Raw genomic sequence first — 26,635 nt, forward strand, 5'->3', positions numbered from 1 at the left:
GAACTTACGTTGCTTATCAGACCACGGACTATGAGTCACAATCCATTGATTCGCCGTCTTTTTCTGCAGTATCGTCGAACATAAATAAATGGCTGAGATCCATCCCCAGACCGTCTGAAATTGCACAAATGACAACAAGCGTGGGGTTCCTTACTCCTCGCTCAATGCCACTCATGTAGGTGCGATCGATGCCGCATTTATCAGCAAAAGCTTCCTGGGACAGGCCCATCTCATTGCGTAGCGCCCTGATTCTGTTGCCCAGTACCTTTTTAATTGATCCCGTCTTTTCCATCTAGCCAGCATCAATCTTCGTTGATTATTGGTCCACGGACTATGAGTCACATAAAAAGCGTGCTAGCATACATTTGTGACTCATAGTCAACAACGGAGGTAACCGAAATGGTTAAAAAAGACTGGCACCCCGCCGACATCGTTGCCGCTTTACACAAGCGCGGTACCAGTCTGGCGAAACTGTCGCGGGAAGCGGGGCTGGCCTCGTCAACGCTGTCGAATACCCTGACGCGCCCATGGCCGAAAGGCGAGTGGCTGATTGCCATCGCGCTCGACGTGCATCCGTCAGAAATCTGGCCCGGCCGTTACTTCAATTCCAGTAATAAACGTGAACCCCGTAAACCGCTTCATCCCATGACAACAACCGACAACTCCGGGACATAACGACCCGCGCTGTGAGTGGCAGGACGCATTAACCAACGATACCTGACAGGAGAGTTGTTTATGCACACCAAACCACATCCATGCACCATCGCACTGAGTACAGGAGGCCACCATGTTTCTGGTCTCCCTGGCTGAAGGCTTTATCCACCTGTTCCAGGCCGCAGGTAAAATCTTCCTCGACATGATGACCGGGCTTATCCCGATGCTTATCTGTCTGCTGCTGGCCATCAACTTCCTGATGAAGCTGGTCGGGACCGTCAGAATGGAGAAAGTCGCCGCCCTGCTCGGCCGCTCGCGCATTCTCACCTACGGCGTGCTGCCGGTGCTCGGCTGGTTCTTTATGAGCAGCCCCGGCGCACTGACCCTCGGCAAACTCTTACCTGAGAAGAGCAAGCCCGGCTATGAGGATGCACTCGGCACCACCGCCCATCCGCTCACCAGCCTGTTTCCCCACGTGGTGCCCTCGGAGCTGTTCGTCTGGCTCGGCGTCGCCGCCGGGGTTAAGGCGCTCGGCCTGCCCGTCACCTCGCTGGCGCTGCGCTATATCGCCGCTGCCATGCTGATTGGTCTTATCCGCGGAATTATCACCGAGTACCTGTTTCTGCGGCTCAGCAAGCGGGGGAATGCATCATGATGATTTACTGCGCACGTATTACTGCCATCGGGCTGTTCGTCGCTGATGGTCTCACCGACAAAATGCTCATCACCTTCGACAGCAACGGGCCGAAGGACTGCCTCGATTATTCCCTGTCGCTGGAGCCGTCGTTCCGGGAAGAGAGCCTGATGATACTGCCCGGCGACCGCCTGATGCTGGCCGGGCACGATTATCTGGTGACTGCCGTTGGCAAGGGGGCTCAGCAGGCGCTGTTTGAACTCGGCCACCTGACGCTGGTGTTTAATGGCGACCTGAATCCCTGCCACGTCGGCGCGGTTCATCTCTCCGGCCCGGTGCCGAAACTCCATGACCTGCACGGCAATCTGGTGATTGAGGAGGGGCGGCCATGAATACGGTGCTTATTCCTCCCGGCCCCGGCGGATACGGTAAAGGACTGTGGCTGCCCGTTGGCAGCGGCAAAAAGTTGCTGTCGCTGACCGGACGCGAGATTCATCCGGTAGCGATAGAAATCGGCGCGCTCACCGAATCGGAAATCGTCAACGGCTTCGCCGATATTCCACCGGATAACGACATTCTGTGCGTGGTGATTAACTGCGCCGGGTCCCTGCGCTGCGGTCTGTACCCGCAGAAGGGCATTCCGACCATCAACGTGCTCCCCACCTGGCGCGCCGGGCCGCTGGCACACTTTATTACCGAGGATAACTACGTTTCCGGCGTGACGATGGAGCAACTGGTAATGGTGGATACTGCCGACGTACCTGAGAGCGAGCCAGAGGCTATGCCTGAGCCTGCGCCACGAGTAATCACCACTCCACCACCTGCGCGTGGCGCGGAGAAACTGGTGCGCATGGTCGAGCAGACCGGTACCGCCGTCGGCCACGTTATCGCCCTGCTGTTCGCTGCCAGCCGTGAAGCAGTGGACGTTTCCCTGCGCAACGTTATCCCGTTTATGGCCTTTGTCTCGCTGCTGATAGCCCTCGTCCAGGAGACCGCACTCGGCAGCCTGATTGCCCACGCCCTGACGCCGCTGGCGAACTCGCTGTGGGGACTGGTGCTGCTGTCGCTCATCTGTGGCATTCCGTTCCTCTCCCCGGTGCTCGGACCGGGCGCGGCCATCTCGCAGGTGATTGGCGTGATGATAGGCACACAGATTGGCGCAGGGGCGATATCTCCGGCCTTCGCCCTGCCCGCGCTGTTTGCCATCAATGTGCAGGTTGGCTGCGACTTCGTGCCTGTTGGCCTTTCGATGCAGGAGGCAAAGCCGGAGACCATTGCGAAGGGCGTCCCCGCCTTTCTGCTGTCGAGACAACTGACCGGACCGCTGGCCGTCATCATCGGCTGGCTGTTTTCCCTGGGCTTATTCTGAGGACTCACTAATGAACAAAATCAGAGCCGCCGTGGTGGGCGCGGGTATCTACGGCAAACACCACATGAACACGTACCGCCATAACCCGGACACGGTGCTGGTCGCCATCTGCGACACGGATACAGAGCGCTGTGACGACCTTGCCATGGCCTACGGCGTGATGGGTTATACCCGGCTGGATGTCCTGTTGCAGGAGGAAGCCGTCGATGTGGTCTCGGTGGCGACACCGGACCCGTACCACACCGAATCCATCCTCACCGCCCTGCGCCACAGCAAACATGTGCTGGCGGAGAAACCGCTCGCCACCTCAGTACGCGAATGTGAGCTTATCGTGGAGATGGCGCAGCAGCGGGACCTGCTGGTCGGCGTCGATTTCCACAAACGCTGGGACCCGGCGGTGATGCGCATTAAGGCAGAACTGGAGAAGCCGGAAGCCGGGCGCATCCTGCGCGGGCATATCAGCATGGACGACGTGATTAGCGTCCCGACGGAGTGGCTGGACTGGGCGGGCGCAAGCTCTCCGGTGTGGTTTCTCGGTTCCCACTGCTTTGACCTGGTGCGTCACCTCTCCAGGCAGGAGGTGGTGTCGGTGTACGCCGTCGGGCAGAAGCGGCTGATGGTCGAATGCGGCCTCGACACCTTCGACAGCGTGCAGAGCCTGCTGACGATGGCCGACGGCAGTTCGTGGGTGGTGGAAAACTCGTGGGTGCTGCCGGAGGGCTTTCCGAAGGACAACGACGGGCGTATCGATATTCTCTGCGAGGCAACGTATATCCGCAGCACTTCACAGCATCGCGGGCTGGAAATCACCACGCCGGGCATGACGCTCACGCCCAACAGCTATTTCATCAACTACCGCAACGGCGTCGCCAGCGGTTTTGGTATCGACCCGATCAATGATTTTGTGCGGGCGGTCATACATAAAGCGCCTTACCCGGTCACCGCGGTGGACGGACTGGCGGTCAGCCGTATTTGTGAGGCGGTACACCAGAGTCTCGAGAGTCAAAAACCAGTGTCATTAAAATAGTCGGCCAGCAGGGATGCTGGTATCCGCAAGCCCGTTTACTCTGTTTCCCTAAAGAATGCCGCCATTTGTTGTCCTTAATTCAACATTCATCGTTAACGCCATTAAGTACTCTGTCCCGATAGTCTTCCAACTGATGCCGTTGCAGATAGCTTTCTAACTCCAGTGCCCAGCGCGTTCCTTCGCCGAGCGTCGCGCGGCTATGGGTTGAGGCATAAAGATAGCGTGTGTCATAAAGATTAATCAGCGTCTGATTTACACCATCGATTTTGCACTTAGGATTTTTGAGCTGCTGTTCTAAAGCCCGGACAATACGGGCACGATGGTCTTGATCGGTAGCAAAATCCCGTTCCTGCAATTCGCTGAGCACCAGAAATGAAGGTGGAATTTCTTCTGCAATCGCTGCCTGTAAACGATAATGACCATCAAGAATAACAAATGATCCCAGCCCTGCTATATACCAGACAAGTACTGGAGGCAGCGCACCCTCACGGCATTTTTTACGCCACCATTTCAACCTTCCGGCATCAGGTTGTATCGGATAACGTCCAAGTAGCAGGCTGCCTCCCCACCACCAATCCATTAATCGGACTTTGTCAGGATTAACCAAATCAGGAAAATCTTCGCCGTAGAGCGTCCAACTGCAGCCGATATCCCTGCTGCTTTCTGGGGAATCAAAACGCCAGCTATTTACAGGAACACGCTGTCCGGATAATTTCGGTAATGGATATTTGGCCTCCATCGGCCTTATCAGCCATCGGCGAGGAGACAGAAGAGGCACTGGCGCATTCATTAATTGCCGGGAAAAATAGCGACACCATTCGCCTGTCCAGGCCCGTTCGCCTTTGTTTTTAATACCCTCAATATCTTCAGATGTGACAGCCGGTAATAATGTCTGGCAAGCGGAATGATCGGCATTAAATACCAACCAGACACCAGAATGATCTTTCAACATTGATGCCCAGAATAATGTCTTCCCTGAGACCTGCAGCGCCATTCGCCCATACCGACCACTTAGCATTTCCATTGCCACGTCGGTCCTCTGGCTGCTCTTGAGTATCAGCTCCAGACCCTGCCAGTTATTATTGCGATCAAAAAGATCTTTCCACCAATATTGGGTCATTATCATCTTCCCTGATAAACAGAGGGTTAGTCTAAAACCTGTAAAATTGTTCAGGTAGCTATTTATACGTCAGCGTAAACGTCGCCGTGGCATTGGCGGGCCCTGCCGTCACCGCTGAAGCCGTCTGGTAATAACGCGCCTTAAGCTGAACGGTCTCCATCCCGCCATTAGGCGAAGTATAATAATCCTTTACCTGCCCGAACTGCGCCGCGCTGTTGTCCGGCGCGAAGTAAAGCTGAACCCCAACGCCCGTCGCCGCGGTACTGCCGCTTTCGGAATCAATGGCCATCACGCCTGGCGCATTCGACGCATCACGGGTGGCATCAATCTGCACATAAATATGCGCGCTTTTATTGCAGTCCAGCACGATATTAAATCCCTTCCAGTCCGTGGTGTAGCCGACGCCGCTGAACTCCCGCTTGTTGTGATCACCAAGCTGGACCGGCTCATCCACCGAGGTCACCGAGCAGGAGGCTGCAGTGACAGTGTTGGTACCGTTAAGCGTGACGTTAGCAAAATAAAACTGGTTCACTACCGAGGCGCGCGCCAGCATACCGTCGGTTAACGTGCCGCTGGTGATATCTCCCGTTTTGATAAGCTCCCCTTTGATGCCATCGCCAGGAATAGATGCCCATGAGCCTCCGGCGTTGTAGGGGTAACTGCCTTCATAGGGCAGTACTTTGCCCGTTTGTGCTGCACTCAGACGTAAACCGACACCAGCGAGGTTGGTATTGTAGACGCCGTTGCCATAGCCACTGAGCGTCCCCCACTGCGTCAACTCCCAGCGAGCGGTCCAGGCCTCCCTGGTGCATCCTGCAATGGCATTGCCATTGTTATAAGCGCCTGTTACTGCGGTGGCGAGTACACTGCCTATCGGTGCATCACGCTGAACAACCACATTGCCGAAGTTCAGATAACCCGGCACTTCTCCGGACACGCCGCTGTAAAATGAACAACTGGCTCGGGCGATCGGTGAAACCACCAGCATCAACAGCATGAAACATATAACTTTTCTCATGTCATTGCTCCGGTGATTTACTTGTAGCTCAGCGTGAATGTCGCTGTGGCGTTCGCTTTTCCGGCCGTGATGCTCTGCGTTGTCTGGTAATAGCGCGCCTGAAGCTGAACATATTCGTTACCACCTGATGGCGAGGTATAGTAATACCGCTCCTGGCCGAACTGTACCGGGCTATCTTCATAGCGATACCAGAGCTGAACGCCGACACCGCTGGCATTAACGGGATCGCTGTCGAGTTTAATGACACCGGGTACGCCTGCGTCGCTGTCTGCTGTGGCGTCAATACGCACATTAATCCGCGCGCCCTGAACACAACTCAGATTGATATTGAATGTCTGCCAGGCTGTTGCGGTACCCGGACCGCTGAACTCACTTTTGTCATGGTCGCCCAGCGGGACATTAACCGGGTTAGTGGTAACGGAGCAGGATTCAGAGGTAATGGTATTTGTGCCATTCAACGTGACATTGGCAAAATAAAACTGGTTTGCCACCGAGGCCCGCGCCAGCATACCGGTATCCAGGGTTCCGCCCGTAATGTCGCCCGTTTTGATTAATTCAGCTTTAATACCATCAGCATTAATAATGACGCTGCCCGTTCCCATACTCTGGTCATAGGGAAGCAACTTTCCAGATGCAGTGTTTGTTAGCCGGAGCCCCACTCCTGCAATATTGGTGTTATAGACTTTGTTGCCCTGGGAACTCAACGAGCTCCATTTGCTCAGTTCCCAGCGATAAGTCCAGGATTCAGAACATCCGGCAATCGCCTGCCCACCGTTATAAGTCCCGGTTGTCGCCGTAGCAAGCACGCTGCCTATCGGCGCATCGCGTTGAACAGACACATTGCCAAATGTGACATAGCCGCTAATTTCTGAGGTTGCACCGCCCGTAAAGGCGCATGACGCCCAGACCATCACTGGCAGAGAAAACATGATGACACTCGTAAGGGCCACAATGTAGCGAATAAGTTTCATTCCCGACACTCCTGCTCAGTTTCCGTTACCGGCGCGTTTGCGGCATTCTCCGGCAACCGGTAATGCACCACGCACTGCTGCTTTCCATTCCAGTTCACCGTGATATCACCTTCATCCGGGACGCCTGTCAGGTACACCTGGCCGTCATCGCCAACGATGCCGCTGCCGCCCTCCTTCATTTTCGCCTGAGCGCCGAACGGCACCGGCAGCCCACGGTAAAGCAGCGTCATCAGTACGCGCTGTCCGACGCGGGTGTTGAAGTCCGCCATTACCACTGCGCCCTGCGTTGGCGTCACCGTCTGCACGGCGGTGTCGATATCGACTCCATCGCCGAGTGTGCTGGTGTCCAGTGCGATGCGGTTTTTCCGGTAGGCGTTGACGTACGGCACGACCGCATAGCCGCGCCAGTCGGTATAGACCCCGGTGTTGTTCTGCACCTTCGCGTCGTCCGCGCCGGGCGCTTTCACGATGGCAAGTGAGTCACCAAGCGGCTGGGAAAGCGTGATGCCATGTGGATGGACGACAATCCCCCCTTTCAGGCCATAGTTCACCTGCTGCATATCGTCGTCATAGTTGTAGCCGCCGGTGATTTCCCCCTGCCCGCCTTTATAGTCGGCGTTGATATTGCCGGAGCCGCCCGTACCGTGATTGGTGTAGCTCTGCTGGAAGCTGTAGCTAAGGTTGTTATCGGCAAGCGCCGTCCCATTGAGGCCCACCTGCTGACGGGTGTCACCGTGCTTCGCAGTATTGACGCTGTAGCTGGCCCACGCGTTCGGCATAAAGCGGCTGAGAGGTACCTGGATGCTGAACGCCAGCTGCTGGTCGGCAGGCTGAGTGCTGTCCGGATAATCACTGTAGCTGTAGGAAACGCTGTAGCTGACGCCATTGATATTGCCGTTCCACCCGGTACTGAGGGTGCGCTCGTAACCGTCCTCATGCCAGTAATCCTGCTGGTAGCCGGAAACAAAGAACGAACCGTAGCTGCCGATACTCTGGGTGAGATCGAGCTGCAGTTTCTGCCGCTTGTTGTACGTCAGCCGCCAGCCGTCGTCGCTGTCTGAGCGTAAATCGTTCGCCTCCTGGAAGGTGTAGAACCCCTCCGTGGAATAGCGGTACGCCGCCAGGGTGAAGCTGGTATCGGTGGCCTGAAAATCTTTTGAGTACTGCACCCGGTACGACTGGCCGTCGTGAGTTTCATCGTTATTCAGCGTGGTGTGCGCAGCGGTGATATCGGCGGAAACCGAACCCAGCTCGCCGAGACCAAACCCCAGACCCGCCGCCCCGGACTGATAGTCCTCCGAGTACAGCGTGCCGCCATAAATCGTGATGGCGTGCGGCAGGCCGTAAATTGCCGTTATCTGGCCAAACTCAGGCTCATCGCTGTCGCTGTTGCCGCTGCGGTATTTCCCGGCAGTGAGGGCATACTTCAGACGGCCTTCACGCTGCATAATCGGTACCGCAGAGAATGGCTGAATAAAGGTTCGCTCGCTGCCGTCGGCTTCTTTAATCGTTACCTCCAGGTCACCGCTGCCCGAGGTCGGGTAGAGATCGCTGATGGCGAAGGCCCCCGGCGCGACGTAGCTCTGGTAGATGGTGTAGCCGTTCTGCTTAATGGTGACCTGGGCGTTCGACTGGGCAATACCGCGGATGATCGGGGCAAACCCGCGCAGGCTGTCCGGCAGCATATTGTCATCCGACGCCAGTTGCGCGCCGCGAAACTGCACGCTGTCGAAGATGTCCGACGGGGTATAACTGTCGCCGAGCGTGAGCTGCCCCTGCAGGCGCTGGATATCCCGCTGAAGATACGTGTTCACTGAATCCCAGTGGCTGCCGTTATCCTCGTCGTAATTCCAGGTGGAATAGTTGCGCAGCCGCCACGCGCCGAGGTTCAGCCCGCTCTGCAGGTTGGCGTAGTAGTTATCATCGGAGCCATTTTCCCCGTCGCGCCAGGTATTGCTGCCGCTGAGGTTATAGTTCAGCAGCGCGGCAGGTACGCCCTCGTCCCATTCGGACGGATCCACCCAGCCGCGCGCGGTAGCGCTCATCGCCGCCTGCGGGATACTGAGGTTCAGTTGCAGTTTACTGAAACGCAGCTCGCTGGAAGCCATCGGGATATAGTGGCGGATATCCTCCAGCGGTTTGTCCGCTGGCAGTGCGGTCAGCGCAGGAAACGCAGCGGTATTCACGCCCCAGTCTTTCAGCATCGCCGGGGTTAACTGTGCGATGAGTTTTTTATCCGGTCCGGCAACGAAGGCAATATCCTGCGCCTCGCCCTGCTGCTCGCCGTTGACGTACACCGTCACCCGGTAAGTGCCCGGTAGCTGGCCATCGGATTCGGAAAAGGCGGATAAGTCAACGACCGCCTGGCCCGGACTGTCCAGCTCCAGCGCGTGGGTATTGAAGGTCTCGCGGGCTTCCGCATGACGCAGATAACCCAATAGCAGCACCATAATCAGCAACAGCGCCAGCAGGAAGATCATCAGTCGGGAATTCGGGTTATTCATATTCCCTCCTTCAGAGCTTACGGCTTTCGGTCTGACTGACGCCGCCGTAATCACTGATCGACTGCCAGGTCACCGTGGACGCAGTAGTCGATGGCAGCGTGAAGCTGACGCTGCCTTTCGGCGGCACCATATCGGCCTCTTTGATCTCCTGCCCGTCCACCTTTAAGGTGAACAAAGTGACGTAGTAAGACGTGGGATTGCTGACCGTAAGACGATTGCCGCTACGGGAGACCGACAGGTGGTGGTAAGCCGTCTCCGGCTGTCCTTCCAGCCCCGCCGGGCGGTAAAAGAGTTTCAGGCGGGATTTCACCACCACCTGCAGAACGTTGTTATGCGGCACGCTGTCGTCGGTGGCGGGAATGGACTTCACGTTCAGCCAGAACACCGATTCCCGGTCTTCAGGCAGGCTCCCTCCAGTGCGCACAATGCGCAGGATGTTCTCTTCGCCTGGATTAATGCGAAACAACGGCGGCGTGACGATAAACGGTGTTTTGCTGCCTTTCACGCCACTGTCCACCCAGCTCTGCACCAGCCAGACACCGGATCTGTCGGGGTTGCGTATAGAAGCGGAGGTCTCTTTTTTGTCGCCGTTATAAATGATCCGTGTCCCGCCAATGACAATCCCGGCCTGTGCCTGCACGGTAAATACGGCCAGCAATAGCGCCAGCAAAATGTCTGCATACCTGTTCATCTTGTTATCTCCGGACGAAAAATACGCATCCCTGCGAAACGCTCCCTGTTATGCGGCGGCGCATGGCCAGGAGGAGGAGAATGCGCCCCGCGACGGCACAGCGTTATTTGTAAATGATGGTGAACTCAGAGGTACCGTTTGCTGTACCGGTGGTGACCGCCGGGCCTGTGGAGACATAGCGGGCGACAAAGTCGAGCGCGTTTGCGCCTTCTGCGAGGGTGTAGTCGGATGAAGCGGAGTGCAGCGGGATGGCCGTGCCGTTTTTATCTGCGATCTGGATCCCGACCCCGGTGGCGATGCCCGTGCCACTGTCCAGCGCCAGCAGGCTCTGGTCGTTGTTATCGGATGTCCCGTCAAATTTCACATTTGCACCAGTGACCGTTTCCGGGCACTCGCTCACGTTGATGGTAAATTGCGTTGGCGCCGCTCTCATCCCTTTCGCCCCGTTAAGGGCGGTTTGGGCAACATTGCCGAGGTTCACCGGTAGATTCTGGGAGCCAGTGTCGATCTTGCAGGTCTGGTCGGTAATGCTACCGGTGAAATGGATGGTGCCGTCGGCGGCCATGGCATTAGCCGCCGCCAGCATAAAACACGCGCTTAACATCGTTTTTTTCATGTGTTTCTCCTTGATGAAAGAACATTCGGGACTCGGCCCCGCATCACTCTGGCGGTGAAAAAATCTGCATTAGACTTTCCCGTTAGTGCCAGAGTGGTGAGTTCAGGAGAAAATGATGTGGAAGAAGAGAATGAGAAATAAAATGCCATCGAGAGAGGAGCAGAGCTTGCGGAATGGCATAAAACAGTAAGGCGGTGAGCAAATGAAAACTGGCAACGTGGACGACTCACGCACGTTGCCAGCAGGGTACCAAAGGTGTGTTAAGCTGCATTAGATCGGAATAATTATTTAAAAACAGAGAGATAATCCGTTATCAAAAGGGGTCTCAGAAAAATTTTGACACTTTGCTAAATTTTTCTGATACTACTTTACATTCTGGCACTAATTGTGTGGTTTTCTCTCATATTCCCCCAGACATTCATAAATCTCTGCGTATTTGTCGCCGTATAAATCACCGTATGCCGGATGTTCCGGTGCCCCAGATAATCCTGTATCAGACGCGTATCACGCCCCAGGTCCGCCAGCGCGTAGCCGCATCCGTGCCTCAGCATATGGGGATATGCGGAAATGCTGACGCCGCCCAGTTCGCCGTAACGTCTGAGCAATAACCTGACCTGGTGACGCGACAGCGGGCCTCCTTTCTGCGACAGAAAAAGCCAGTCGCTGTCTGCCTCCCGCCAGCGGCGGCGCACCTTCAGCCAGCGCATCAACGCGGGCAATTCGGCATCAAACAGCGGATGCTGCGTTGAGAGACTGTTTTTAAGCCGTCGGACATAGACCGAACGCCCGACCAAATCGATATCCGACAGGCGCATCCCACACAGTTCACTGACCCGCAGACCGTGTAAAAAACACATCTGAATCAGGCAGTAATCCCGCTCAAAATGGATCCCTCTGTCCGCTGCAAGCAGTATCTGCCCCACTTCATGGCAGGTCAGATGTTTTCGTTTTACTGGCATAAGTCTTGCTCCTTAAACACAATAAAAAATGAAGAAAAAAACAGGCCGGAACCACTTTCGTAGCCCGGCCTGAACCACAGAATAGCACCAGAAAGCCCAACAAAGGTTGATGCCAGACTCAACAATTTTCACGGGCGGGCTCCAGTTTTCAGCAGCGATCGTATGGGCATTGCGCTACACCCGGCAGAAGAAAACTCTGTTGCCGGAGGCGTTATGCCAGACCGCTTTTCTCTTCTGTTGCCCCTGATGCTGTGCGCCGCTTTCCCGCTCAGAGCCATTACCACGCCGGAAATCGCCGCTTCCGCCCTATCGCCGGACTGCGTGAACTATCGGGTGGTCGGCCTGTGCTACTGGCTCTATTGCACGCCGCTCGGTTGCTCGGTACGCACGTCGGTGAAGGTCAGCCATTTTCGTCCGGATCTGGTGGTATCGGCTTACAGCAACACCGGGCAAAATCCGTGGGCGGAGATGTCGTTACTCAGCCCACCGTTGCCCGGCATTGCCGAAGGCGGTGGTGATACGAATCCCCGTGTGGCCAGCCAGCACAGCAAGATCCGCTTTAAGAATGCCGATGCCATCGGCTTCCCGGCAGGCGATGAACTGGCGACGTTTTTCACTCAGTTTGGCTATATCTGCTCGCCGTCATCGCAGCCTTTTGAACCGTATTTCCTGAGTCAACTGGATGTGCTGGCGTGGCGCAGCGGTGTGCCGGAAATGACATACCCGGAAGCGCTGACGCCAGGCATGCGGGACGTCGGTCAGAATGGCGATATGTGGGGCAATATCTACCCGCGCGCCGGAGCCATCAGCCAGACGCACGACTATAAAGCCGCCGCCGTTATCGCCCAGCGCGTGGCCGATCTGGTGACGCGTACCGGGCAACCGCATATCTACACTCCGCTGACCGCCTCATCCCACGCCGGGTACTGGCCGCCCTCCCCGGTTATCGAAGGCGACAGCGATAACCATCGCTGGCAGATGCTCACGCCGAAAAAATCCGCCGCCTGTTCGGTGTTCCCGGATGGCAGCGCCACCGACACTTACGCCGACAAGCTGGCGGAGAACGGTGCGTACGCCTGGACGCTATGGCGGCCCTATAAATGCTGTCCGCGCCGGGGGCAAACCTTTCTCGGCAGTACGGGTTAACGGAGGCGGTGATGAGAGTCCTTTGCCTGGTCTTACTGTTTTTCGCCTGGGTTTGCGTGGCGGCAGACAACTACAGCTTCCGCACGCGAGGCGCGGTTGACGACCTGCTTTACTACCAGATTGGCGGCGGTGAAGCCGTCATGCCGCCGCCCGTACGCCTCAGCCCCTCGCCGCTCAGCGTGGGCATTGGCTGGAACGCCGATATGATGTGCGGCAATTTCGATATCGACACCACGGTGCGCAACCAGCTAAACGGAATCACCGATGGCTTCCAGCAACTGATGGGCAACGTCATCCAGAGCGCCACCGGGGCGGTTGCCAGCCTACCCGCGATGATTATCCAGCGCGCCAATCCGCAGCTTTATGATCTGCTGACCAACGGCGTACTGCAGGGACGGCTGGATTTTGATAAATCGCTGCTGAACTGCCAGAAAATGGCGGAGAAGATGACCGATTTGGCGGCAGATTCTGCCTGGTTTTCCGGAGCCAAAGCTGAGAATTACCAGTCCCTCGCAGCCAGTGATAACGACGCCATCCGCACCGACCAGAAAGCGGCAAAAGAGGCCGCCGAAAAGGGTAAACGCTGGGTCGGCGGTGAAAAGCGCGGCGGCAAAGGCCAGCCGCCGATTAAGGTAGTCCATGACGCCACCGCCGCAGGCTGGAATATTCTCAACCAGCAGCCCGCCACCAGCACCACTTCTCTTACATCCTCTGAATGCGACGGGGAACTTTGCACCACCTGGAAATCCCCTGAAGAGGCCGCCGGGTGGATGACCCGCGTGGTCGGCGAGCAGACCATCAGCGTGGCGCAGGCCACCGACGATCCGGACGCACGTTCCGGCGCACAGGCGGGGATCGGCCTGCATCCGCTGATCGACGAAGAAAAGGCGAAGATCCTCCCCCTCCTGACAGATCTGGTTAATGGCAGTCAGAAACCCGGCTTCGACAACCTGGCGAAAGCCTCCGGCGGATCCATGCAACTGACCCGTGGCATCGTGGAAGCGCTGCGCGACGATCCGGATATTGCAGTTCTCACCGAACGGCTGGCGGGAGAGCTGGCGCTGGCCCGCGTCACTGAACAGGCGCTGCTGGCCCGACGCACGCTGCTTGCAGGTATGCGCGAACCGAATATCGCCAACGTCAAAGAGGCGCAGGAGAGCCTGGGCAAAACCACCGCCCAACTGGATGAAGAGCTGAGCCAGCTTAAGCTGGAACTCGATTTCCGCCAGGCACTGACGCGCAATACCGCCAGCCAGATCCTGCAACGCAAACAGCAGCGCGACCAGCTTCAGGGACAGGCGGTGGAGGTAGCGGACGACAGCGATCGCCGCCTGCACAATCTCAATAATCCACAGCCGGACAGTCCGCGATGACCGCCAACAGCTATTTCGAGTACGTGCTCACCCTGCTCGGCTGGCTGGTAAACAACGGCGTGTGGCAGACGCTGACCGCCACCGGGCTGTTCGCCCTTCCCCTGCTGGCAAAGCTGGTTGCCCTGTGGCTGAAGGCGCGCGGCCAGGGGGCGGACGAAGGCAATGTCGCCCGCCTGCTGGTCGTCTGGGTGGAGCACTCGCTCTACAGCGCCCTGCTGGTGATCTTCTTCGCGGGCGTGCCGTTTCTGAATGTCGATATCAACACCCTCACCTACGACAGCCAGCGCACCAAGCAGTGCGGCTGGTCGGTGGTACAGCCCGACGATTCCGGCTATGCACCGCTGATCAACGAACTCAGCGGCCAGAGCGCTTCCGTTCCGATGTGGTGGTACTTCACTCATGCGCTGGGCAAAGGCATCACCAGCGCCGCCGTCGCGGTATTGCCCTGCAAACCGGACTTGCGCCAGTTGCGCTTTGAGGTACAACACACCCGGATCGCCGATCCGGCGCTGGCGCAGGAGCTACAGGATTTCGTTAACGACTGCTATGGTCCGTCGCGCGCACGCCTCAAGCGGCTGGGCAGTGATATCAGTGAGGAGCAAAGCCGGGAAGTGGACTGGGTGGGATCGGCCTTTTACCTCTCCACGCCGGGCTATTACGACCACGATCGTTCCCGTTCGCCCCGCGCCGCCTGGCCTTATGACACTAGCCGCGACGACGGTCTGAGCGATACGGGTGACGGAGGCTATCCAGCGTGTAAAGAGTGGTGGTCCGATGGCGATACTGGGCTGAAAAATCGGCTGCTGAAGCAGGTCGATACCACGCTCTGGCAGCGTCTGCAAAAACTGGGACAGTCAAAAGAGGAGTATGAAGAAGCGGTACTGCGCTCGCTGGTCAGCCCGCGCAATATGCGGGTGTCGCAGGGCGGACTGTTGTACAACGGGTTTGGTGGGAATGCGGGAGATAACTTGAATGCATCGCAAGCGTTAAGTCGGTTGGGAAGTATCGCTGGAATGTCGGTTTCCAGCCTCGCTTTATTCCCTGCTTTCGACAGCGTGCGCCAAGCGCTGCCAATGGTACAAGCCTTCCTCGGAATGGCGCTGGTCATTTTGATACCAGTAGTCCTGCTATTTTCGGCATGGGAGATTAAAACTGTCATCACGCTGAGCTTTGTGCAGTTCGCCCTGTTCTTTCTTACCTTCTGGTGGGAGCTGGCTCGCTGGCTGGATAGCTGGCTGATGGAGATAATTTATAGTGAGAACGGAGCTTCGCATTTCAACCTGTACGGCTTACAGAACACTTCAGATGATTTGATCGTCAATATGGTGATGGGGACGATGTTTGTTGTGTTGCCAGTGTTCTGGCTTGGGGCATTGACGTGGGCGGGCGTAAAGATCGGTGGGGCTATTGCTGGAGTTATTGGAAATACAATAAAGGATATAAAACATGGCGGCGGAATTGTCGGGGGTAAAATCATGGAGTAACTAATGTCACTCCATCGATAATGTATACTTAGTGCAAGCCTCATTTTAGTTATTTTACTTAAATCTACCTTTTTAATACAGCTTCACTATCATATCCTGGGGGTAAATGTTTAAAGGAATCTTTAACATTTGGCTTGGATTTAAATTGGAAACTTCTTAAGGTTGATATATCAATACTTGCGGTCAACACACAAGAATTCTCTCCACCTTTTACATATAGCATTGTTTTATTTTCTGTTTTTGTCGGTCGAAGAATACACGAACCTCCATATTGTGATGTATTAGCTTGCACAGTGTAGCAGTGAAGGTCCCTTACTGCCGACTCTAATATATGCTGATAGTAATTCGTGTCTTTATTCCAAACACATGCAAACAACAAATCTATCTCTGATTTAAATAAAACACGATGAGTTATATCTGATAATTCAAAGCAATTATATGTTGCAAAAGTAACACCACGCCATGAAACGCTATGATAGTAATATAAATTATCGGAGCTAATACCGGGTGTTAATCTAAGATCCCCCAACATATCCTTTTCTGCTGGCGCATAGTGATTTTTTAACCTCGCTGTAACTGCACAGGATTTGTATTTATCAGATATTTTGAATGGTAATGCTTCTATAATAACATTATATGCCCTATTTCCAACAACCCAATGTTCTAACCCAAACACCAACCCAATCTGGTGTCTTCTTGAGAATGAAACCATAAATGGCAGCCAGCTCACAGGTATAGCGACCTCCGGCATAACTAACATATCTGCCTTTTCAATAAGAGCAGAATTCAGAATATTAAAAAGTTTTTCCTGACGAGGAAAACTAAGATTTGGCTTTGTATCTTTACGAATTGCGGAGTAAATATCACTTTCATCAACAACTATATTAGCAACGGCTAATTTAACATTCTTACATGGTTGTTTGTTACCAATATGTATTTCAGACTTTAAAATCCGGTTGGTAGTACATTCATTTTTTTTCACGACAACAGGGAAATCCTGATCAAAGAAATAATTTCTATATTCCTCTATTGAATCACAAAACCAATCATTTAGAGTTTTTCCATCTGATAAATAACCATTAAGTTTAAATAAAGCCCACTCGTCATAATGAATAAACCGCGGGGAAAATTTTATTTTTTCTTGTTCAAGAGAAAAACCAGCGCCGCTCATAAATCCATTTTCACTGCTAAGATCGCCATTGAAATTAGAATAATTTAGCAATGGCCATGCAACTAAATGATGCCGAATTAAATTTGAGCAACGGAATTGCCATGAATATTCATGCAAATCAGAGCCAAAGTAAACCAGTTCTGATAACTTTGTTCTATTAGTTAAGAAAGCATTACCGATTAAGAGTGATTCATTTTCACTGACTGGACTCTTCAAATCAAGCAATCCGACAGTAATCGCCAAAGATAATTCATTGTAATATTTAAGGTCTCGTATCAACTTCATTGACAAAGTTCGTAGTTTTATATTTTTATCTGTATGAGCACCTTCTACTTTACTGACCTCTCTAATTACATAGTGATGAAAAGATGTGGCAAATGAATAATTTTTCGTAACTAAAGAATATTGATAAATTTTCTCCCACAACCTATGAAATCTTAATGCATTCTGCCCTTTAAAAAATTGTTTTAACTGTGGTAAAACAGAGCTATTTTTATCTAACTTACAAAGTCTATGAGCAGTAATATGACTCGTAAGATATTTAGCAAGCTCAGTCTCATTTTCGGCAAGACCAACAATACTACGTAATTTGTTTGCAGAACCATCATAAAGAACATCGTAGGCGAATTTATCCAGTTCTTTTTCTATGTGTTCACTTGGTAAAAACTTAAATGCACTGCTACGCTCATCAAGTTCTTGTTTAAAAACTTCAAGCCCAGCTCGACTATGAGCTTTATCAAAAAATTGCAATATGAGTTTATCTTTTTGTACTGGCAAGAGGTTATTATTTACAGATATGGCATAATTACCATCGGAAGTATCTCTCAGTAATACTTCAGCCAAATAATTATCAACAAAAGAATCAATTGGCCTCTCCATATCTAATTTAGGTCTTTTAAATACCATTAAGATATCATCAACATAACGCCCATAATATGCAGGCCGAACCTCATCCGCGATAGATTTATCAAAATCACTTAAATACCAGTTCGCGATTATTGATGATGATGCTAAACCTATTGGTAACCTCTTTTTATTTATGCAGTTTGGATGTGTTTTTTTCTGTAGTGTGTTTGTGATTTTATTATATAAAGAATATAAATCGTCAATTATATCAGTGAGCCGAATAGATAAATCTCGCAATGTATCACTCTGAGAGTAATATCTATTTATAGCTTCTTTTATTTTATCGAAATCCACATCAACAAAATAAAAATATGACTTTAGGTCAAGTGACAATAGCGCAACGTCATGTTCTTCTTTCGATAAATCTGTAGCAATACTAACAGCCTGATCACGCCATAAATTATATTGATCAATATATCTCTTAAATATTTCCTGACCACCGCTAGTTCGTTTTGCTACCGCATAGCGAATAGCAGAGGGATGCATGCGATTACCGTAACTATTATCTTCTAATAACGTTTCAATTGCAGGAGCAGCAAAAACGCACCATAGCATATCAATTATATGTAACTGTACCGGAGCATTTATAAAATAATTCACTTTGGATATTTGGTATATATCTGCATCCCGGACATTGCTTATAAATAGACCATTTCTTTTATTATGTTCGTTTTGTTCTAACTCACCTTTTATATCTATACTTTTAGGTAAAACATGGAAGTTAACTTTACCAAACCATCTTATAAGGTTTTCATTATTTTTGATATTTCCATCTTTAATAACATTAACAATTTCTATAAAATGATCAGCTTGTCCTTCCGATTCAAATTCAGCAATTCTTTGCTTTAAAAATAAATTCAGATTTTCATGGTAGGCATAGCTCTTAAGGTAAAGATATGCTTTTTTTACATCATCTAAATCGATATCCATTAATCAACCTCAAAATTTGAATTCAATTCTATTGATGCACTGCATTTTATTCTTTATTTACAATAAGTTAAAGAGTTTATTTGTTAATCATCATACGATGTAACAGCTTGAAAAATTGAGGCTTTGCGAGCATGATCGCAATAACATCAGCCTGTTACCCGGTTCATTCCTATGATCTCTCCTGAAATGCTGCAATCCGCCATCTCTAACCTCTCTGTCTGGCGTCAGGGTGACGTATGCGCGCCGCATAAACCGCTGCTGCTGTTGTACGTACTGTCGCGGTACAAAGCAGGCCATCCACGCCTGTTTAACTACGGCCTGGAGATCCACGAACCGCTTACTCGCCTGCTGAAAGAGTTTGGCCCCAAGCGACGCACCGACTATCCCAATATGCCGTTCTGGCGGCTGCGAACAGACGGCTTCTGGGAGATCGCTCACGCAGAAGGTTGCAAACCGCGCAAGGGCAATACTCAGCCGACAAAGAAAGAACTGATTGATAACCAGGTGGCGGGCGGCTTCGATGAAGCGGCTTACCAGCAATTGCTGGCCCACCCTGAGATGATCGACCAACTGGCTCAGAAGATCCTCACCGATCGCTTCCCGGAAAGTATTCAGCGGATCCTGGCCAACCAACTGGGATTCGATTTTATCGATCGCTCCAGGAACCGCGATCCGCGTTTCAGGAATATCGTTCTTCGCGCTTACCACTCACGGTGCGCGTTCTGCGGTTACGATCTCCGGCTGGATGGTGCGCTGGTTGGTATTGAAGCGGCGCATATTCACTGGAAAGCATATGGTGGTCCGTGCGTGGTAAACAATGGCCTGGCGCTCTGTACGTTGCACCACGATGCGTTTGATATGGGGGCATTCGGGCTGGATGAGAGTATGACCATCCGCATCTCCGGCGGCGTCAGTCGCAGTCCGGTGGTAGACCATCTGTTCTGGCAGCGGGACGGCCAGCAGTTATTCCTCCCTTATGACAAAACGCAGTGGCCTGCTGAACAGTATGTTGGCTGGCACCGAAAACATATTTTCAAAGCCTGAAAATACGCAACGGGCCGTTAAGCCCGTTGTTCGTTATATCACCGCAGTTCTATCACTCTCGCCCGCTCAGCCTGCTTTCGGTAGTGGTCGTATCGCTCCCGGAACCATGCTTGCTGTTCATCACTCATATTGCCGGTCACGGCATCGATATCCACTGGCTGGCCCAGGGCGTGCATACGGGCAAAACTGCGCGCCAGAAAATCAAAATTCTTCAATGCGTTTATATCTTGTCGGTTCATTAGCATATCCCTCCAGTCATTGTGTTTACTGTTCAAGGTCATATGCTTTTCTGATTTAAGTATCCGCCTGAAAAAGATCATTTTTTGAGCGATGCGTGCGCATCAATCTGCCTGCGTTCACATTTCAGGAACGACAAAACTCTTCAGCCCCGATAATGATTTTCCCCTCCCTTTTATCACCCGCGCAGAAAACACTACCACCAGCCATGCAGTAAGTTCGCCATGTATCCGGAAGGCGCGAACGGCGCAGATGCGCAGGATACCCGTACCATTCCATCCCGCAGGGAAACGCCCTGCGAAGGGTGTTCCCTGTTCATTTACAGGAGAAACACCATGTCGCTTTTCGATAAAAAACCGTCGTTAATGCCGGTGGTTATCGCCCCTGATGTCTGGCAATCCGCTGTGGAATTTCCTGCCGACCCGCAGCAGGTGGAAGAACGGCTGGGCAATCTGTTGCTCGCCGTACTGCTAACCCTGCGTACCGCCGGGACGTCCCGCAAGAAAGTCACCTTTACGATCTACTGCCAGCCGCCGCAGGGCGATATGAAAGTCCCTGTCGCATTACCGCTGTCGCTCAACTATCACGGTCACTATGTGCAGGTCTCGATGGCTGAACAGGCATAACCTCTCCCCGCCGGAGTCGCTTCCGGACGGAGGTAGCTCCGGCTTCTTCCATGAGGATCGCACAATGGACAGAAGCAACGATATCTACCAGAAAGTCACCGACCAGATTATTGCTGAGCTGGAAAACGGCAATGTGCCGTGGATCCGCCCGTGGCGCGATGGCGAGCCGCCGTTCCCGATCAATGCGTTATCCGGTCGTCCGTATCACGGCATCAACGTGCCGCTGCTGTGGAACAGCGCCGACAAGCAGAGCTTCGCCAGCGACCGCTGGCTGACGTTCCATCAGGTCAGCGCGCTCGGCGGGCAGGTGCGCCGTGGAGAGAAATCCTCTCTGGCGGTGTTGTATCTGCCGCGCACGCAGGAAGAGACCGATGCACTCGGCCAGCCGTTGCTGGATAAAGACGGCGAGCCGAAGGTGCGGCATTTCGGGATTATTCGTGAATTTCGGCTGTTTAACCTGTCGCAGTGCGACGGCCTGCCGCAGTCGCTGTCCGAGCCGTTTACCCGGCCCGCAGAGCCTGTGGAGATGGCCGAAGCCATTGCAATGAACAGCGGCGTGACGCTGCGCCATCGCCGCCAGTCGAAAGCGTATTACAAACCCGCGACCGACCTGGTGATGATGCCGCACCCGCAACAGTTTGAAAGCAGCGAGGCGTACTACGCTACGCTGCTGCATGAACTGACGCACGCTACCGGACACGCTTCACGCCTGAACCGCCCCGGTATTGCCGGAGCGGAACGCACCGAAGCGCTCTACGCCGCTGAAGAATTAGTGGCGGAGATGGGTAGCGCCTTCCTGTGCGCCCATTGCGGCATTCAGGGCAAGCTCCAGCACGCCAGCTATATCGGCTACTGGCTGGATATTCTGCGCCAGGACAAGCGGGCAGTGATCCGCGCCAGCGGTATGGCGCGCCACGCCAGTGAATGGCTACTCAACGCTGTACCACAACCCTGTCAGCTTAGCGCCTGACAGCCCACCCGCACGGGGGGTCTTCCCCGCCGGGAAGTTGCTCCCCTTTTTCTGAGGATCAATATATGGGACTCGATCTCTTCTTTTTCGAACGGGCAAAAAACGCGCCCGATGAAAGCCAGTACGCCAGAGTGGGTTATTTCCGCAAGGTGAACCCGTTACTCAAATGGGTGGATAAACACGTTGGGCTGGTGCGTAACCAGGTGCTGTTAGAAGTCACAAAAGCACACTTGCAGGCGCTTTTGAGTGACCTGCTGAGCCTGACGCCGGATAACTGCGGCGCGGTTTATCCCACGATTGATGGCTTTTTCTATGGTTATACCGATTATGGAGAACACTACTGGAAAGATGTCCGCGCCGTCACCCATTGGGTGAAAGAGACGCTGGAGACGTTTGATTTTGAGCGAGACAGGCTGATGTTTTATGCCTGGTGGTAAGTGGAACGGAGTGGCCGGTTTCGATCGGCCACTTTTACATCATTGCAGTGCAAGCACAGCTTCAATTTCAATATGAAGATCCGGGGAGAACAGTGCACTAACTTCGACAAGAGAACTGGCGGGCAGGCTCTCGCCATAGTTTGCATACAATACCTGACGCAATGCTTTCAGCGAACCAATTGAAGTAACAAAAATCGTCACTTTAATCAGATTATCAAGCGTAATCCCCTCCGCTGTTGCTATCACCTTAAGTTGCCTGAATATTTCACTTGCCTGCGCAACAACATCACCACTCTGCGCCTCAGAACCAAAAGCTGTCAGACCCGATATATATAGCGTCCCCTGGTGTGCAACTGCATGAACATAAGGAGCGTTAACTTCCCCCAGTTGTGGATAATTTTTTCTGACTAATCGTGCCATGACCTCGTCCTTGTATAAATTCATTATTTGTCAGCCAAATTGCGCTGCCATCTGCGCATAGTCCAGCCCGTAGAGACACCATCCTTATATTCGTTAAATGACCATCAACCTTCAACTCTTCCTCGCTGACAAAAATAACCTGCTGCATACAAAAGGCCCAAAGGGAGACACTGCAAAGGAAGGGCGACAAGGGCAAAGGGGCCTGCCCGAAAAGGAGAAATATGCTGAAGTGGCTACAAAGACCATCCCAGAGCCAGCCATCTGCGCCAGACGCAGCGCTGCCGGAGGGTTGGTTTGCGCCACTATCCGCAGAACAGTTGCTGGCGACACCGTTACGCCAGTCCTGTTTGCACCAGTTACGACAACTGACCCCACTGCCGGATACCCTGTTTGATAGCTGGATCCTCACGGCGATTCATCGCTTCGCCACGTTGGTACAACTGCTGCCCGCCTCACAAAGTCATCACCATTCCACTCCCGGCGGGTTGCTGGATCATTCGCTGGAAGTTGCCTGCAACGCCATCCGGTTGCGCCAGGGTTATCTGCTGCCACCGGAAGCGGGAGCAGAAGAACAAGCCCGACAGGCCAGCGCATGGACGGTCGCAGTGGTCTGCGCAGCATTGCTGCACGATACGGGAAAAATCGCTGTGGATATGGAGATTCACCAACGTGATGGCACTCGCTGGCATCCGTGGCAAGGGAATCTGGCGCAGCCTTATCGCTGGCAGTACCAGAGCCACGATCGCGACTATCATCTGCACCCTGCGGCTGGCGCAATGCTGATTAATGAGTTGATACCCTCGCCATTACTGGACTGGCTGGCCGGATACCCGGTGGCATTTTCATCCCTGATTTATCAGCTCACCGGACACTACGAACGGGCTGGCGCGCTGGCGGAACTGGTGCAGCAGGCCGATAAAGCCTCTGTCGCCCGATACCTCGGCGGCGATATCAAAACCGCGCTGGCGCAAAAGCCCTCTTCCTTCCCCCAGCAACTTCTTACAGCCTTGCGGTCGCTGGTACAGAACGAGTACCGGCTCAATAATCCCGAATGCGGATCAGATGGCTGGCTGACGGAGGATGCGCTGTGGCTTATCAGCAAAACCACCGCCGACCGGGTTCGCGCCTGGCTGCTCCAGCATGGCGTAGCCAGCGTACCGGAAAATAATAACCGCCTGTTTGACGAACTGCTGGCACATCAGCTTATCGTTGCCAATGAGGATAAAGCGATCTGGCGCTGCATTATCCGATCAGATAAGGGCTGGTCGCCCGTTGAACCGCTGACGCTGTTGCGCCTGACGCCGTCTGCAATATGGGAACCAGGCGAACAACGTCCCACCTGTTTTGCCGGTGATGTGACGCCAGTAAGCGAAGCTGAACCCGTCCCTGAACTTAGCGCTCCCACTCAACCGCTGCCGGAGATAGCAGACGACCCGAGGCTTGGTGACAATAATAATTTCCTGCAGTGGCTGAAGAACCACACCAGTTCTTCAGCCACGGTGAATACCCGGAACGGCAAGGTACATGTGGTGGAAAACCATCTTTTTTTGATTTCGCCGGGGATCTTTAAAACATACGCAGCAGAAACCACAGGCGATAGCGGCGACGGCTGGAAACTGGCACAGCGAATGTTTCAGGAGTCAGGGCTGGCCCTGCGCTGTAATGATGACAGTTTTATCTGGACCTGCGAGGTTCGCGCGCCACAAAAGAAAAGTAGTCAGTTGAAAGGTTTTATGATGGAAGATCCGAAGCAGGTGTTGGGGGAGAAAGTGCCGGTGAATAATCCGTGGCTGAAGTTGCTGCGCGAATAGCAATTTATATCAAAATACTCTCTTCCACCGAGCTACAGCGAATGGGCTTTAATACCTAAAGAGCCGCATGATATTCAATAATTGATTTCAATTCTTCAGGCGAAAAAGGCGGATTACGCCGATGCAACATGGCGTGGCAATTAGGGCAGACGGGAATAAGATCTTTTTTGGGATCCAGAGAGTAATTCTCTTTGATGTCTGATAGCGGAATCAGGTGGTGTATATGGATAAAACCTTTTGCTATCTCACCATACACCTTCATCATATCAATACCACATACTCTGCACAGACAACCATGCCAGGCTAATGCGGCCTGTCGGGCCTTACGGTCGCGTTCATAGCGGTTAACCGTTACCTGCGTAGCTGCACCTTCATTAAATACGCTCTGCGGCGGCAGTTCATCAGGAAAAATACTGATGGCAGGTTGCTCGTTACCTAAATTTTTCTCAACGATCTGGAACCCTTGATCGGTAAGCAACTTGACGCATTTCGACTTGATACCACCACTAAAATCTTCAGGGGAAAACTCAACGCCTGTCATATTTGAAGCAGCAATACCGACTATAGCTTTCGGTGGATAACTGCGCCCTTCAAAGACCACATCATACAGCCGGGACTCGCTGAACTGGTGGTGTACACCTTCATCATAGGCGCGCATAGCCGCAATAATGCATTCCCTGGAAAGCTGGTCTGGCAGTTTCTTCTTCATTTACAACTCATCATCCCTGAAACGACATATGCTAACTCTTTATTTTATAGCATATTAATTTATCCTGTAATAAACAGTACTCTTCAATATCACGTTACCGGGATAGGGGCATTAGTGCAGCGGCAGCGTAACGTAGCGGCAGAGAAATCGCGCCTCATGCTGATTGTCCAGCCGAACCTGAAAGATATCGTGTGTATCCTGCGCGGATACATCCTCACGCCACGCCAGCAGACCCCGTTGGTTCATGCGGATAATAATCTGATCGGGCGTTTCGCCCTGATTCAATGCTTCGACTACTTGTTGCAGGGGAAGCGGTAGCGTCTGAGCAGGCCACATCACTTCAACGCTTACGAGCTGGCGGTGTGTCCGGGGTGACATCGGTAGTTTCCTCCATGGCTAGAATTTCGCGGTTAATTAGCCATGAAATAGGGGCATTTTTCACTGTTTCAACTACTGCCGAGATGTGGCTACGGAATACGCGTTGATTGAAACCATATCCGTAACATAGATAAATGTCGTCCAAACTATACAACGATTTCGCTAACGCTAAAAAACTCTTGCATTAGAAAAAAGAGAATGATAGCACTTGACAAATGAGCCATATTTAGACTATATTAAGACTGTTCTCTGAGAACTCTCTCATGCGGATGAGAGATACAATTTGATGCTGTACCTAAAAGCGGCTTAAGTGCCGATGATTTGTTGGCCACTTGGCGCCAGCACGGAGTGTTACCACTCGTAAGAGAAACTTCGTATAAGTAGATGTTAAATAGAGGAAAGACCATATGAGAGTCGAAACTATAAGTTACTTAAAAAAGCATGCCGCGATGCTTGATCTATCAGAGCCATTATTGGTCACACAAAACGGTGTGCCCGCTTATGTAGTTGAGTCTTATGAAGAACGTAAGAAACGAGACGATGCAATTGCATTACTTAAGCTTCTTGCGCTTTCTGAAAAAGATAAGAGCGAGGGACGCACGTACAGTCGTGACCAGTTAATGGCAAGTATTTAACACTTGTCACTAACTGGAGGGCAGATGCCTTTAGTAAACAAAAACAACATTATCTATACTGAAACGTTCAAATTTACCGTTTCTAATGTTCTTGAATTTTTATCCCATCATGTCGATGACCCAAAAAAAATCATTGATATACAGTTGGATAACTTTGAAGAAAAAGTGTGCACTTTCCCCGAAGGCTGTCAGATTGCACGTGATTTATCTGCATTAGGATGCTCTCGTTATCGCGAATGTATAACAAAAGACGGTTATCGCATCTTGTATTCCTATGATGAAGATTCAAATCAGCTAACAGCCCACGCAATCTTGGGGATAAGGCAGTCAGTGCAGCAATTACTCTTTGACCGCCTAATTACTATATAAATTCAAGTCAGAGGCCACTTATGTGGCCTTTGCTATTCGGTTACTTTACACAGCATGTTGTTCAGCAAGAGCCTGTCCTGTCAGCATTTCGTTATCAATTTATTTACGCTCTCTGCATATCCGTTATGCAATTGATAATTCGGCATATCAGGGGTCAGTCTTTTTGTTCGAACACGTAATAACAACCTTAGCAACCCAATGAACACTTTACCATAGTGATAGTTATATACCTTCTGCTCCGGTCCCTCATGAATAGAGAGAATCAAGTGGTAATGAATCCTCACCACCAAATAATCTAATTATTTGATTAAAAAGATAATTTTCATCCTCCACCTTCGCCAATTATCAAAAGTAATGAACAATAGGGAGCATAAGTTACAGGCAATATTTTCAAGCTACCGAAAAATTGGGCTGCTTATACGTAAA

28 protein-coding genes are annotated in these 26,635 nt (G+C 52.3%); 15 read left to right on the plus strand and 13 right to left on the minus strand.

Annotated elements, in window-relative coordinates:
* Positions 1-28 precede the first annotated feature (28 nt).
* Positions 29-292: a helix-turn-helix transcriptional regulator gene (locus ABLU78_RS18695; RefSeq protein ID WP_110225950.1), complete on the minus strand. Its 264-nt coding sequence runs from the start codon at positions 290-292 to the stop codon at positions 29-31.
* A 107-nt stretch (positions 293-399) separates the two neighbouring features.
* Between ABLU78_RS18695 and ABLU78_RS18700 the strand changes: the two genes are divergently transcribed.
* The 5 genes from ABLU78_RS18700 to ABLU78_RS18720 all read left to right on the plus strand — a co-directional run bounded on the left by ABLU78_RS18700 (position 400) and on the right by ABLU78_RS18720 (position 3,684).
* Positions 400-675, plus strand: a complete 276-nt coding sequence (locus ABLU78_RS18700; protein ID WP_348820634.1) for a helix-turn-helix transcriptional regulator — start codon at positions 400-402, stop codon at positions 673-675.
* Positions 676-787: 112 nt separating this feature from the next.
* The gene (locus ABLU78_RS18705; protein WP_348820635.1) at positions 788-1,309 is read left to right on the plus strand and encodes a PTS glucitol/sorbitol transporter subunit IIC; all 522 of its coding nucleotides are present in this window, start codon (positions 788-790) and stop codon (positions 1,307-1,309) included.
* Positions 1,306-1,680, plus strand: coding sequence for a PTS glucitol/sorbitol transporter subunit IIA (locus ABLU78_RS18710; protein ID WP_032649173.1), 375 nt, complete (start codon positions 1,306-1,308; stop codon positions 1,678-1,680). The genes ABLU78_RS18705 and ABLU78_RS18710 overlap by 4 nt, the downstream gene beginning before the upstream one ends.
* On the plus strand, positions 1,677-2,657 hold the full coding sequence (locus ABLU78_RS18715; protein WP_348820636.1) for a PTS glucitol/sorbitol transporter subunit IIB: 981 nt from the start codon (positions 1,677-1,679) through the stop codon (positions 2,655-2,657). Before ABLU78_RS18710 ends, ABLU78_RS18715 begins: the two co-directional genes overlap by 4 nt.
* Positions 2,658-2,667: 10 nt before the next feature.
* Entirely contained in the window at positions 2,668-3,684 is a 1,017-nt protein-coding gene (locus tag ABLU78_RS18720) for a Gfo/Idh/MocA family oxidoreductase (protein WP_348820637.1), read from the plus strand.
* A 79-nt stretch (positions 3,685-3,763) separates the two neighbouring features.
* Here ABLU78_RS18720 and ABLU78_RS18725 read toward each other — a convergent pair whose 3' ends face one another.
* The 7 genes from ABLU78_RS18725 to ABLU78_RS18755 form a co-directional block, all read right to left on the minus strand.
* The gene (locus ABLU78_RS18725; RefSeq protein ID WP_201506955.1) at positions 3,764-4,804 is read right to left on the minus strand and encodes a ParB/Srx family N-terminal domain-containing protein; all 1,041 of its coding nucleotides are present in this window, start codon (positions 4,802-4,804) and stop codon (positions 3,764-3,766) included.
* Between the two features lie 58 nt (positions 4,805-4,862).
* Entirely contained in the window at positions 4,863-5,822 is a 960-nt protein-coding gene (locus ABLU78_RS18730) for a fimbrial protein (protein WP_110225943.1), read from the minus strand.
* 17 nt (positions 5,823-5,839) lie between these two features.
* Positions 5,840-6,793, minus strand: a complete 954-nt coding sequence (locus ABLU78_RS18735; RefSeq protein WP_348820638.1) for a fimbrial protein — start codon at positions 6,791-6,793, stop codon at positions 5,840-5,842.
* Positions 6,790-9,297 carry a fimbria/pilus outer membrane usher protein gene (locus ABLU78_RS18740; protein ID WP_348820639.1) on the minus strand — a complete coding sequence of 836 codons (2,508 nt, stop codon included), beginning with the start codon at positions 9,295-9,297 and terminating at the stop codon, positions 6,790-6,792. Before ABLU78_RS18740 ends, ABLU78_RS18735 begins: the two co-directional genes overlap by 4 nt.
* A 10-nt stretch (positions 9,298-9,307) precedes the next feature.
* Positions 9,308-9,988, minus strand: a complete 681-nt coding sequence (locus tag ABLU78_RS18745) for a molecular chaperone (RefSeq protein ID WP_348820640.1) — start codon at positions 9,986-9,988, stop codon at positions 9,308-9,310.
* A gap of 103 nt (positions 9,989-10,091) precedes the next feature.
* Positions 10,092-10,604, minus strand: coding sequence for a fimbrial protein (locus tag ABLU78_RS18750; RefSeq protein WP_009654430.1), 513 nt, complete (start codon positions 10,602-10,604; stop codon positions 10,092-10,094).
* A 368-nt stretch (positions 10,605-10,972) separates the two neighbouring features.
* Positions 10,973-11,563, minus strand: coding sequence for a tyrosine-type DNA invertase (locus ABLU78_RS18755; protein ID WP_348820641.1), 591 nt, complete (start codon positions 11,561-11,563; stop codon positions 10,973-10,975).
* Between the two features lie 213 nt (positions 11,564-11,776).
* Between ABLU78_RS18755 and ABLU78_RS18760 the strand changes: the two genes are divergently transcribed.
* The 3 genes from ABLU78_RS18760 to ABLU78_RS18770 are packed head-to-tail and all read left to right on the plus strand — an operon-like array spanning position 11,777 to position 15,566.
* Positions 11,777-12,709, plus strand: a complete 933-nt coding sequence (locus tag ABLU78_RS18760) for a TIGR03756 family integrating conjugative element protein (RefSeq protein WP_348820642.1) — start codon at positions 11,777-11,779, stop codon at positions 12,707-12,709.
* A gap of 11 nt (positions 12,710-12,720) precedes the next feature.
* Entirely contained in the window at positions 12,721-14,082 is a 1,362-nt protein-coding gene (locus ABLU78_RS18765; RefSeq protein ID WP_348820643.1) for an integrating conjugative element protein, read from the plus strand.
* Complete coding sequence (locus ABLU78_RS18770; RefSeq protein WP_348820644.1) at positions 14,079-15,566, plus strand: conjugal transfer protein TraG N-terminal domain-containing protein; 1,488 nt, start codon at positions 14,079-14,081, stop codon at positions 15,564-15,566. The genes ABLU78_RS18765 and ABLU78_RS18770 overlap by 4 nt, the downstream gene beginning before the upstream one ends.
* 64 nt (positions 15,567-15,630) lie before the next feature.
* Here the strand turns inward: ABLU78_RS18770 and ABLU78_RS18775 are convergent, their stop codons facing one another.
* A complete protein-coding gene (locus tag ABLU78_RS18775; protein WP_348820645.1) occupies positions 15,631-18,573 on the minus strand; it encodes an RNA-directed DNA polymerase in 2,943 nt (980 codons plus the stop codon).
* 171 nt (positions 18,574-18,744) lie between these two features.
* On the opposite strand from ABLU78_RS18775, the gene ABLU78_RS18780 reads away from it, so the two are divergent.
* Positions 18,745-19,617, plus strand: a complete 873-nt coding sequence (locus tag ABLU78_RS18780) for a phosphorothioated DNA-binding restriction endonuclease (RefSeq protein ID WP_348820646.1) — start codon at positions 18,745-18,747, stop codon at positions 19,615-19,617.
* 38 nt (positions 19,618-19,655) lie between these two features.
* On the opposite strand, the gene glgS is transcribed toward ABLU78_RS18780, so the two are convergent.
* Positions 19,656-19,856, minus strand: coding sequence for a cell surface composition regulator GlgS (gene glgS, locus ABLU78_RS18785; RefSeq protein WP_001561269.1), 201 nt, complete (start codon positions 19,854-19,856; stop codon positions 19,656-19,658).
* A 333-nt stretch (positions 19,857-20,189) separates the two neighbouring features.
* Here glgS and ABLU78_RS18790 point away from each other — a divergent pair, with 333 nt between their 5' ends.
* The 3 genes from ABLU78_RS18790 to ABLU78_RS18800 all read left to right on the plus strand — a co-directional run bounded on the left by ABLU78_RS18790 (position 20,190) and on the right by ABLU78_RS18800 (position 21,887).
* The gene (locus ABLU78_RS18790) at positions 20,190-20,480 is read left to right on the plus strand and encodes a hypothetical protein (RefSeq protein WP_014908067.1); all 291 of its coding nucleotides are present in this window, start codon (positions 20,190-20,192) and stop codon (positions 20,478-20,480) included.
* A gap of 64 nt (positions 20,481-20,544) precedes the next feature.
* The gene (locus tag ABLU78_RS18795; RefSeq protein ID WP_348820647.1) at positions 20,545-21,450 is read left to right on the plus strand and encodes a zincin-like metallopeptidase domain-containing protein; all 906 of its coding nucleotides are present in this window, start codon (positions 20,545-20,547) and stop codon (positions 21,448-21,450) included.
* A 65-nt stretch (positions 21,451-21,515) separates the two neighbouring features.
* Positions 21,516-21,887: a hypothetical protein gene (locus ABLU78_RS18800; protein WP_286460433.1), complete on the plus strand. Its 372-nt coding sequence runs from the start codon at positions 21,516-21,518 to the stop codon at positions 21,885-21,887.
* Positions 21,888-21,926: 39 nt separating this feature from the next.
* Here ABLU78_RS18800 and ABLU78_RS18805 read toward each other — a convergent pair whose 3' ends face one another.
* A complete protein-coding gene (locus ABLU78_RS18805) occupies positions 21,927-22,307 on the minus strand; it encodes a RidA family protein (RefSeq protein WP_048229662.1) in 381 nt (126 codons plus the stop codon).
* Between the two features lie 221 nt (positions 22,308-22,528).
* Between ABLU78_RS18805 and mobH the strand changes: the two genes are divergently transcribed.
* Complete coding sequence (gene mobH, locus ABLU78_RS18810) at positions 22,529-24,118, plus strand: MobH family relaxase (protein WP_348820648.1); 1,590 nt, start codon at positions 22,529-22,531, stop codon at positions 24,116-24,118.
* 55 nt (positions 24,119-24,173) lie between these two features.
* Here the strand turns inward: mobH and ABLU78_RS18815 are convergent, their stop codons facing one another.
* Positions 24,174-24,827 (minus strand): HNH endonuclease, encoded by a 654-nt coding sequence (locus ABLU78_RS18815; protein ID WP_058668489.1) that lies wholly within the window; start codon positions 24,825-24,827, stop codon positions 24,174-24,176.
* 111 nt (positions 24,828-24,938) lie between these two features.
* Positions 24,939-25,205 (minus strand): hypothetical protein, encoded by a 267-nt coding sequence (locus ABLU78_RS18820; RefSeq protein ID WP_348820649.1) that lies wholly within the window; start codon positions 25,203-25,205, stop codon positions 24,939-24,941.
* A 407-nt stretch (positions 25,206-25,612) separates the two neighbouring features.
* On the opposite strand from ABLU78_RS18820, the gene ABLU78_RS18825 reads away from it, so the two are divergent.
* Positions 25,613-25,840, plus strand: coding sequence for a type II toxin-antitoxin system Phd/YefM family antitoxin (locus ABLU78_RS18825; RefSeq protein WP_348820650.1), 228 nt, complete (start codon positions 25,613-25,615; stop codon positions 25,838-25,840).
* A 24-nt stretch (positions 25,841-25,864) separates the two neighbouring features.
* Complete coding sequence (locus ABLU78_RS18830) at positions 25,865-26,209, plus strand: addiction module toxin RelE (RefSeq protein ID WP_348820651.1); 345 nt, start codon at positions 25,865-25,867, stop codon at positions 26,207-26,209.
* Positions 26,210-26,635 lie beyond the last annotated feature (426 nt).

It is taken from the genome of Klebsiella sp. JN_Kp122 (assembly GCF_040062085.1).
In the GTDB taxonomy this organism is placed as follows: domain Bacteria; phylum Pseudomonadota; class Gammaproteobacteria; order Enterobacterales; family Enterobacteriaceae; genus Klebsiella; species Klebsiella aerogenes.

Coding starts and splice junctions, on each gene's coding strand:
- ABLU78_RS18695 (WP_110225950.1), bottom strand. CDS start 292: ATGGAAAAGACGGGATCAATTAAAAAGGTACTGGGCAACAGAATCAGG.
- ABLU78_RS18700 (WP_348820634.1), top strand. CDS start 400: ATGGTTAAAAAAGACTGGCACCCCGCCGACATCGTTGCCGCTTTACAC.
- ABLU78_RS18705 (WP_348820635.1), top strand. CDS start 788: ATGTTTCTGGTCTCCCTGGCTGAAGGCTTTATCCACCTGTTCCAGGCC.
- ABLU78_RS18710 (WP_032649173.1), top strand. CDS start 1,306: ATGATGATTTACTGCGCACGTATTACTGCCATCGGGCTGTTCGTCGCT.
- ABLU78_RS18715 (WP_348820636.1), top strand. CDS start 1,677: ATGAATACGGTGCTTATTCCTCCCGGCCCCGGCGGATACGGTAAAGGA.
- ABLU78_RS18720 (WP_348820637.1), top strand. CDS start 2,668: ATGAACAAAATCAGAGCCGCCGTGGTGGGCGCGGGTATCTACGGCAAA.
- ABLU78_RS18725 (WP_201506955.1), bottom strand. CDS start 4,804: ATGACCCAATATTGGTGGAAAGATCTTTTTGATCGCAATAATAACTGG.
- ABLU78_RS18730 (WP_110225943.1), bottom strand. CDS start 5,822: ATGAGAAAAGTTATATGTTTCATGCTGTTGATGCTGGTGGTTTCACCG.
- ABLU78_RS18735 (WP_348820638.1), bottom strand. CDS start 6,793: ATGAAACTTATTCGCTACATTGTGGCCCTTACGAGTGTCATCATGTTT.
- ABLU78_RS18740 (WP_348820639.1), bottom strand. CDS start 9,297: ATGAATAACCCGAATTCCCGACTGATGATCTTCCTGCTGGCGCTGTTG.
- ABLU78_RS18745 (WP_348820640.1), bottom strand. CDS start 9,988: ATGAACAGGTATGCAGACATTTTGCTGGCGCTATTGCTGGCCGTATTT.
- ABLU78_RS18750 (WP_009654430.1), bottom strand. CDS start 10,604: ATGAAAAAAACGATGTTAAGCGCGTGTTTTATGCTGGCGGCGGCTAAT.
- ABLU78_RS18755 (WP_348820641.1), bottom strand. CDS start 11,563: ATGCCAGTAAAACGAAAACATCTGACCTGCCATGAAGTGGGGCAGATA.
- ABLU78_RS18760 (WP_348820642.1), top strand. CDS start 11,777: ATGCCAGACCGCTTTTCTCTTCTGTTGCCCCTGATGCTGTGCGCCGCT.
- ABLU78_RS18765 (WP_348820643.1), top strand. CDS start 12,721: ATGAGAGTCCTTTGCCTGGTCTTACTGTTTTTCGCCTGGGTTTGCGTG.
- ABLU78_RS18770 (WP_348820644.1), top strand. CDS start 14,079: ATGACCGCCAACAGCTATTTCGAGTACGTGCTCACCCTGCTCGGCTGG.
- ABLU78_RS18775 (WP_348820645.1), bottom strand. CDS start 18,573: ATGGATATCGATTTAGATGATGTAAAAAAAGCATATCTTTACCTTAAG.
- ABLU78_RS18780 (WP_348820646.1), top strand. CDS start 18,745: ATGATCTCTCCTGAAATGCTGCAATCCGCCATCTCTAACCTCTCTGTC.
- glgS (WP_001561269.1), bottom strand. CDS start 19,856: ATGAACCGACAAGATATAAACGCATTGAAGAATTTTGATTTTCTGGCG.
- ABLU78_RS18790 (WP_014908067.1), top strand. CDS start 20,190: ATGTCGCTTTTCGATAAAAAACCGTCGTTAATGCCGGTGGTTATCGCC.
- ABLU78_RS18795 (WP_348820647.1), top strand. CDS start 20,545: ATGGACAGAAGCAACGATATCTACCAGAAAGTCACCGACCAGATTATT.
- ABLU78_RS18800 (WP_286460433.1), top strand. CDS start 21,516: ATGGGACTCGATCTCTTCTTTTTCGAACGGGCAAAAAACGCGCCCGAT.
- ABLU78_RS18805 (WP_048229662.1), bottom strand. CDS start 22,307: ATGGCACGATTAGTCAGAAAAAATTATCCACAACTGGGGGAAGTTAAC.
- mobH (WP_348820648.1), top strand. CDS start 22,529: ATGCTGAAGTGGCTACAAAGACCATCCCAGAGCCAGCCATCTGCGCCA.
- ABLU78_RS18815 (WP_058668489.1), bottom strand. CDS start 24,827: ATGAAGAAGAAACTGCCAGACCAGCTTTCCAGGGAATGCATTATTGCG.
- ABLU78_RS18820 (WP_348820649.1), bottom strand. CDS start 25,205: ATGTCACCCCGGACACACCGCCAGCTCGTAAGCGTTGAAGTGATGTGG.
- ABLU78_RS18825 (WP_348820650.1), top strand. CDS start 25,613: ATGAGAGTCGAAACTATAAGTTACTTAAAAAAGCATGCCGCGATGCTT.
- ABLU78_RS18830 (WP_348820651.1), top strand. CDS start 25,865: ATGCCTTTAGTAAACAAAAACAACATTATCTATACTGAAACGTTCAAA.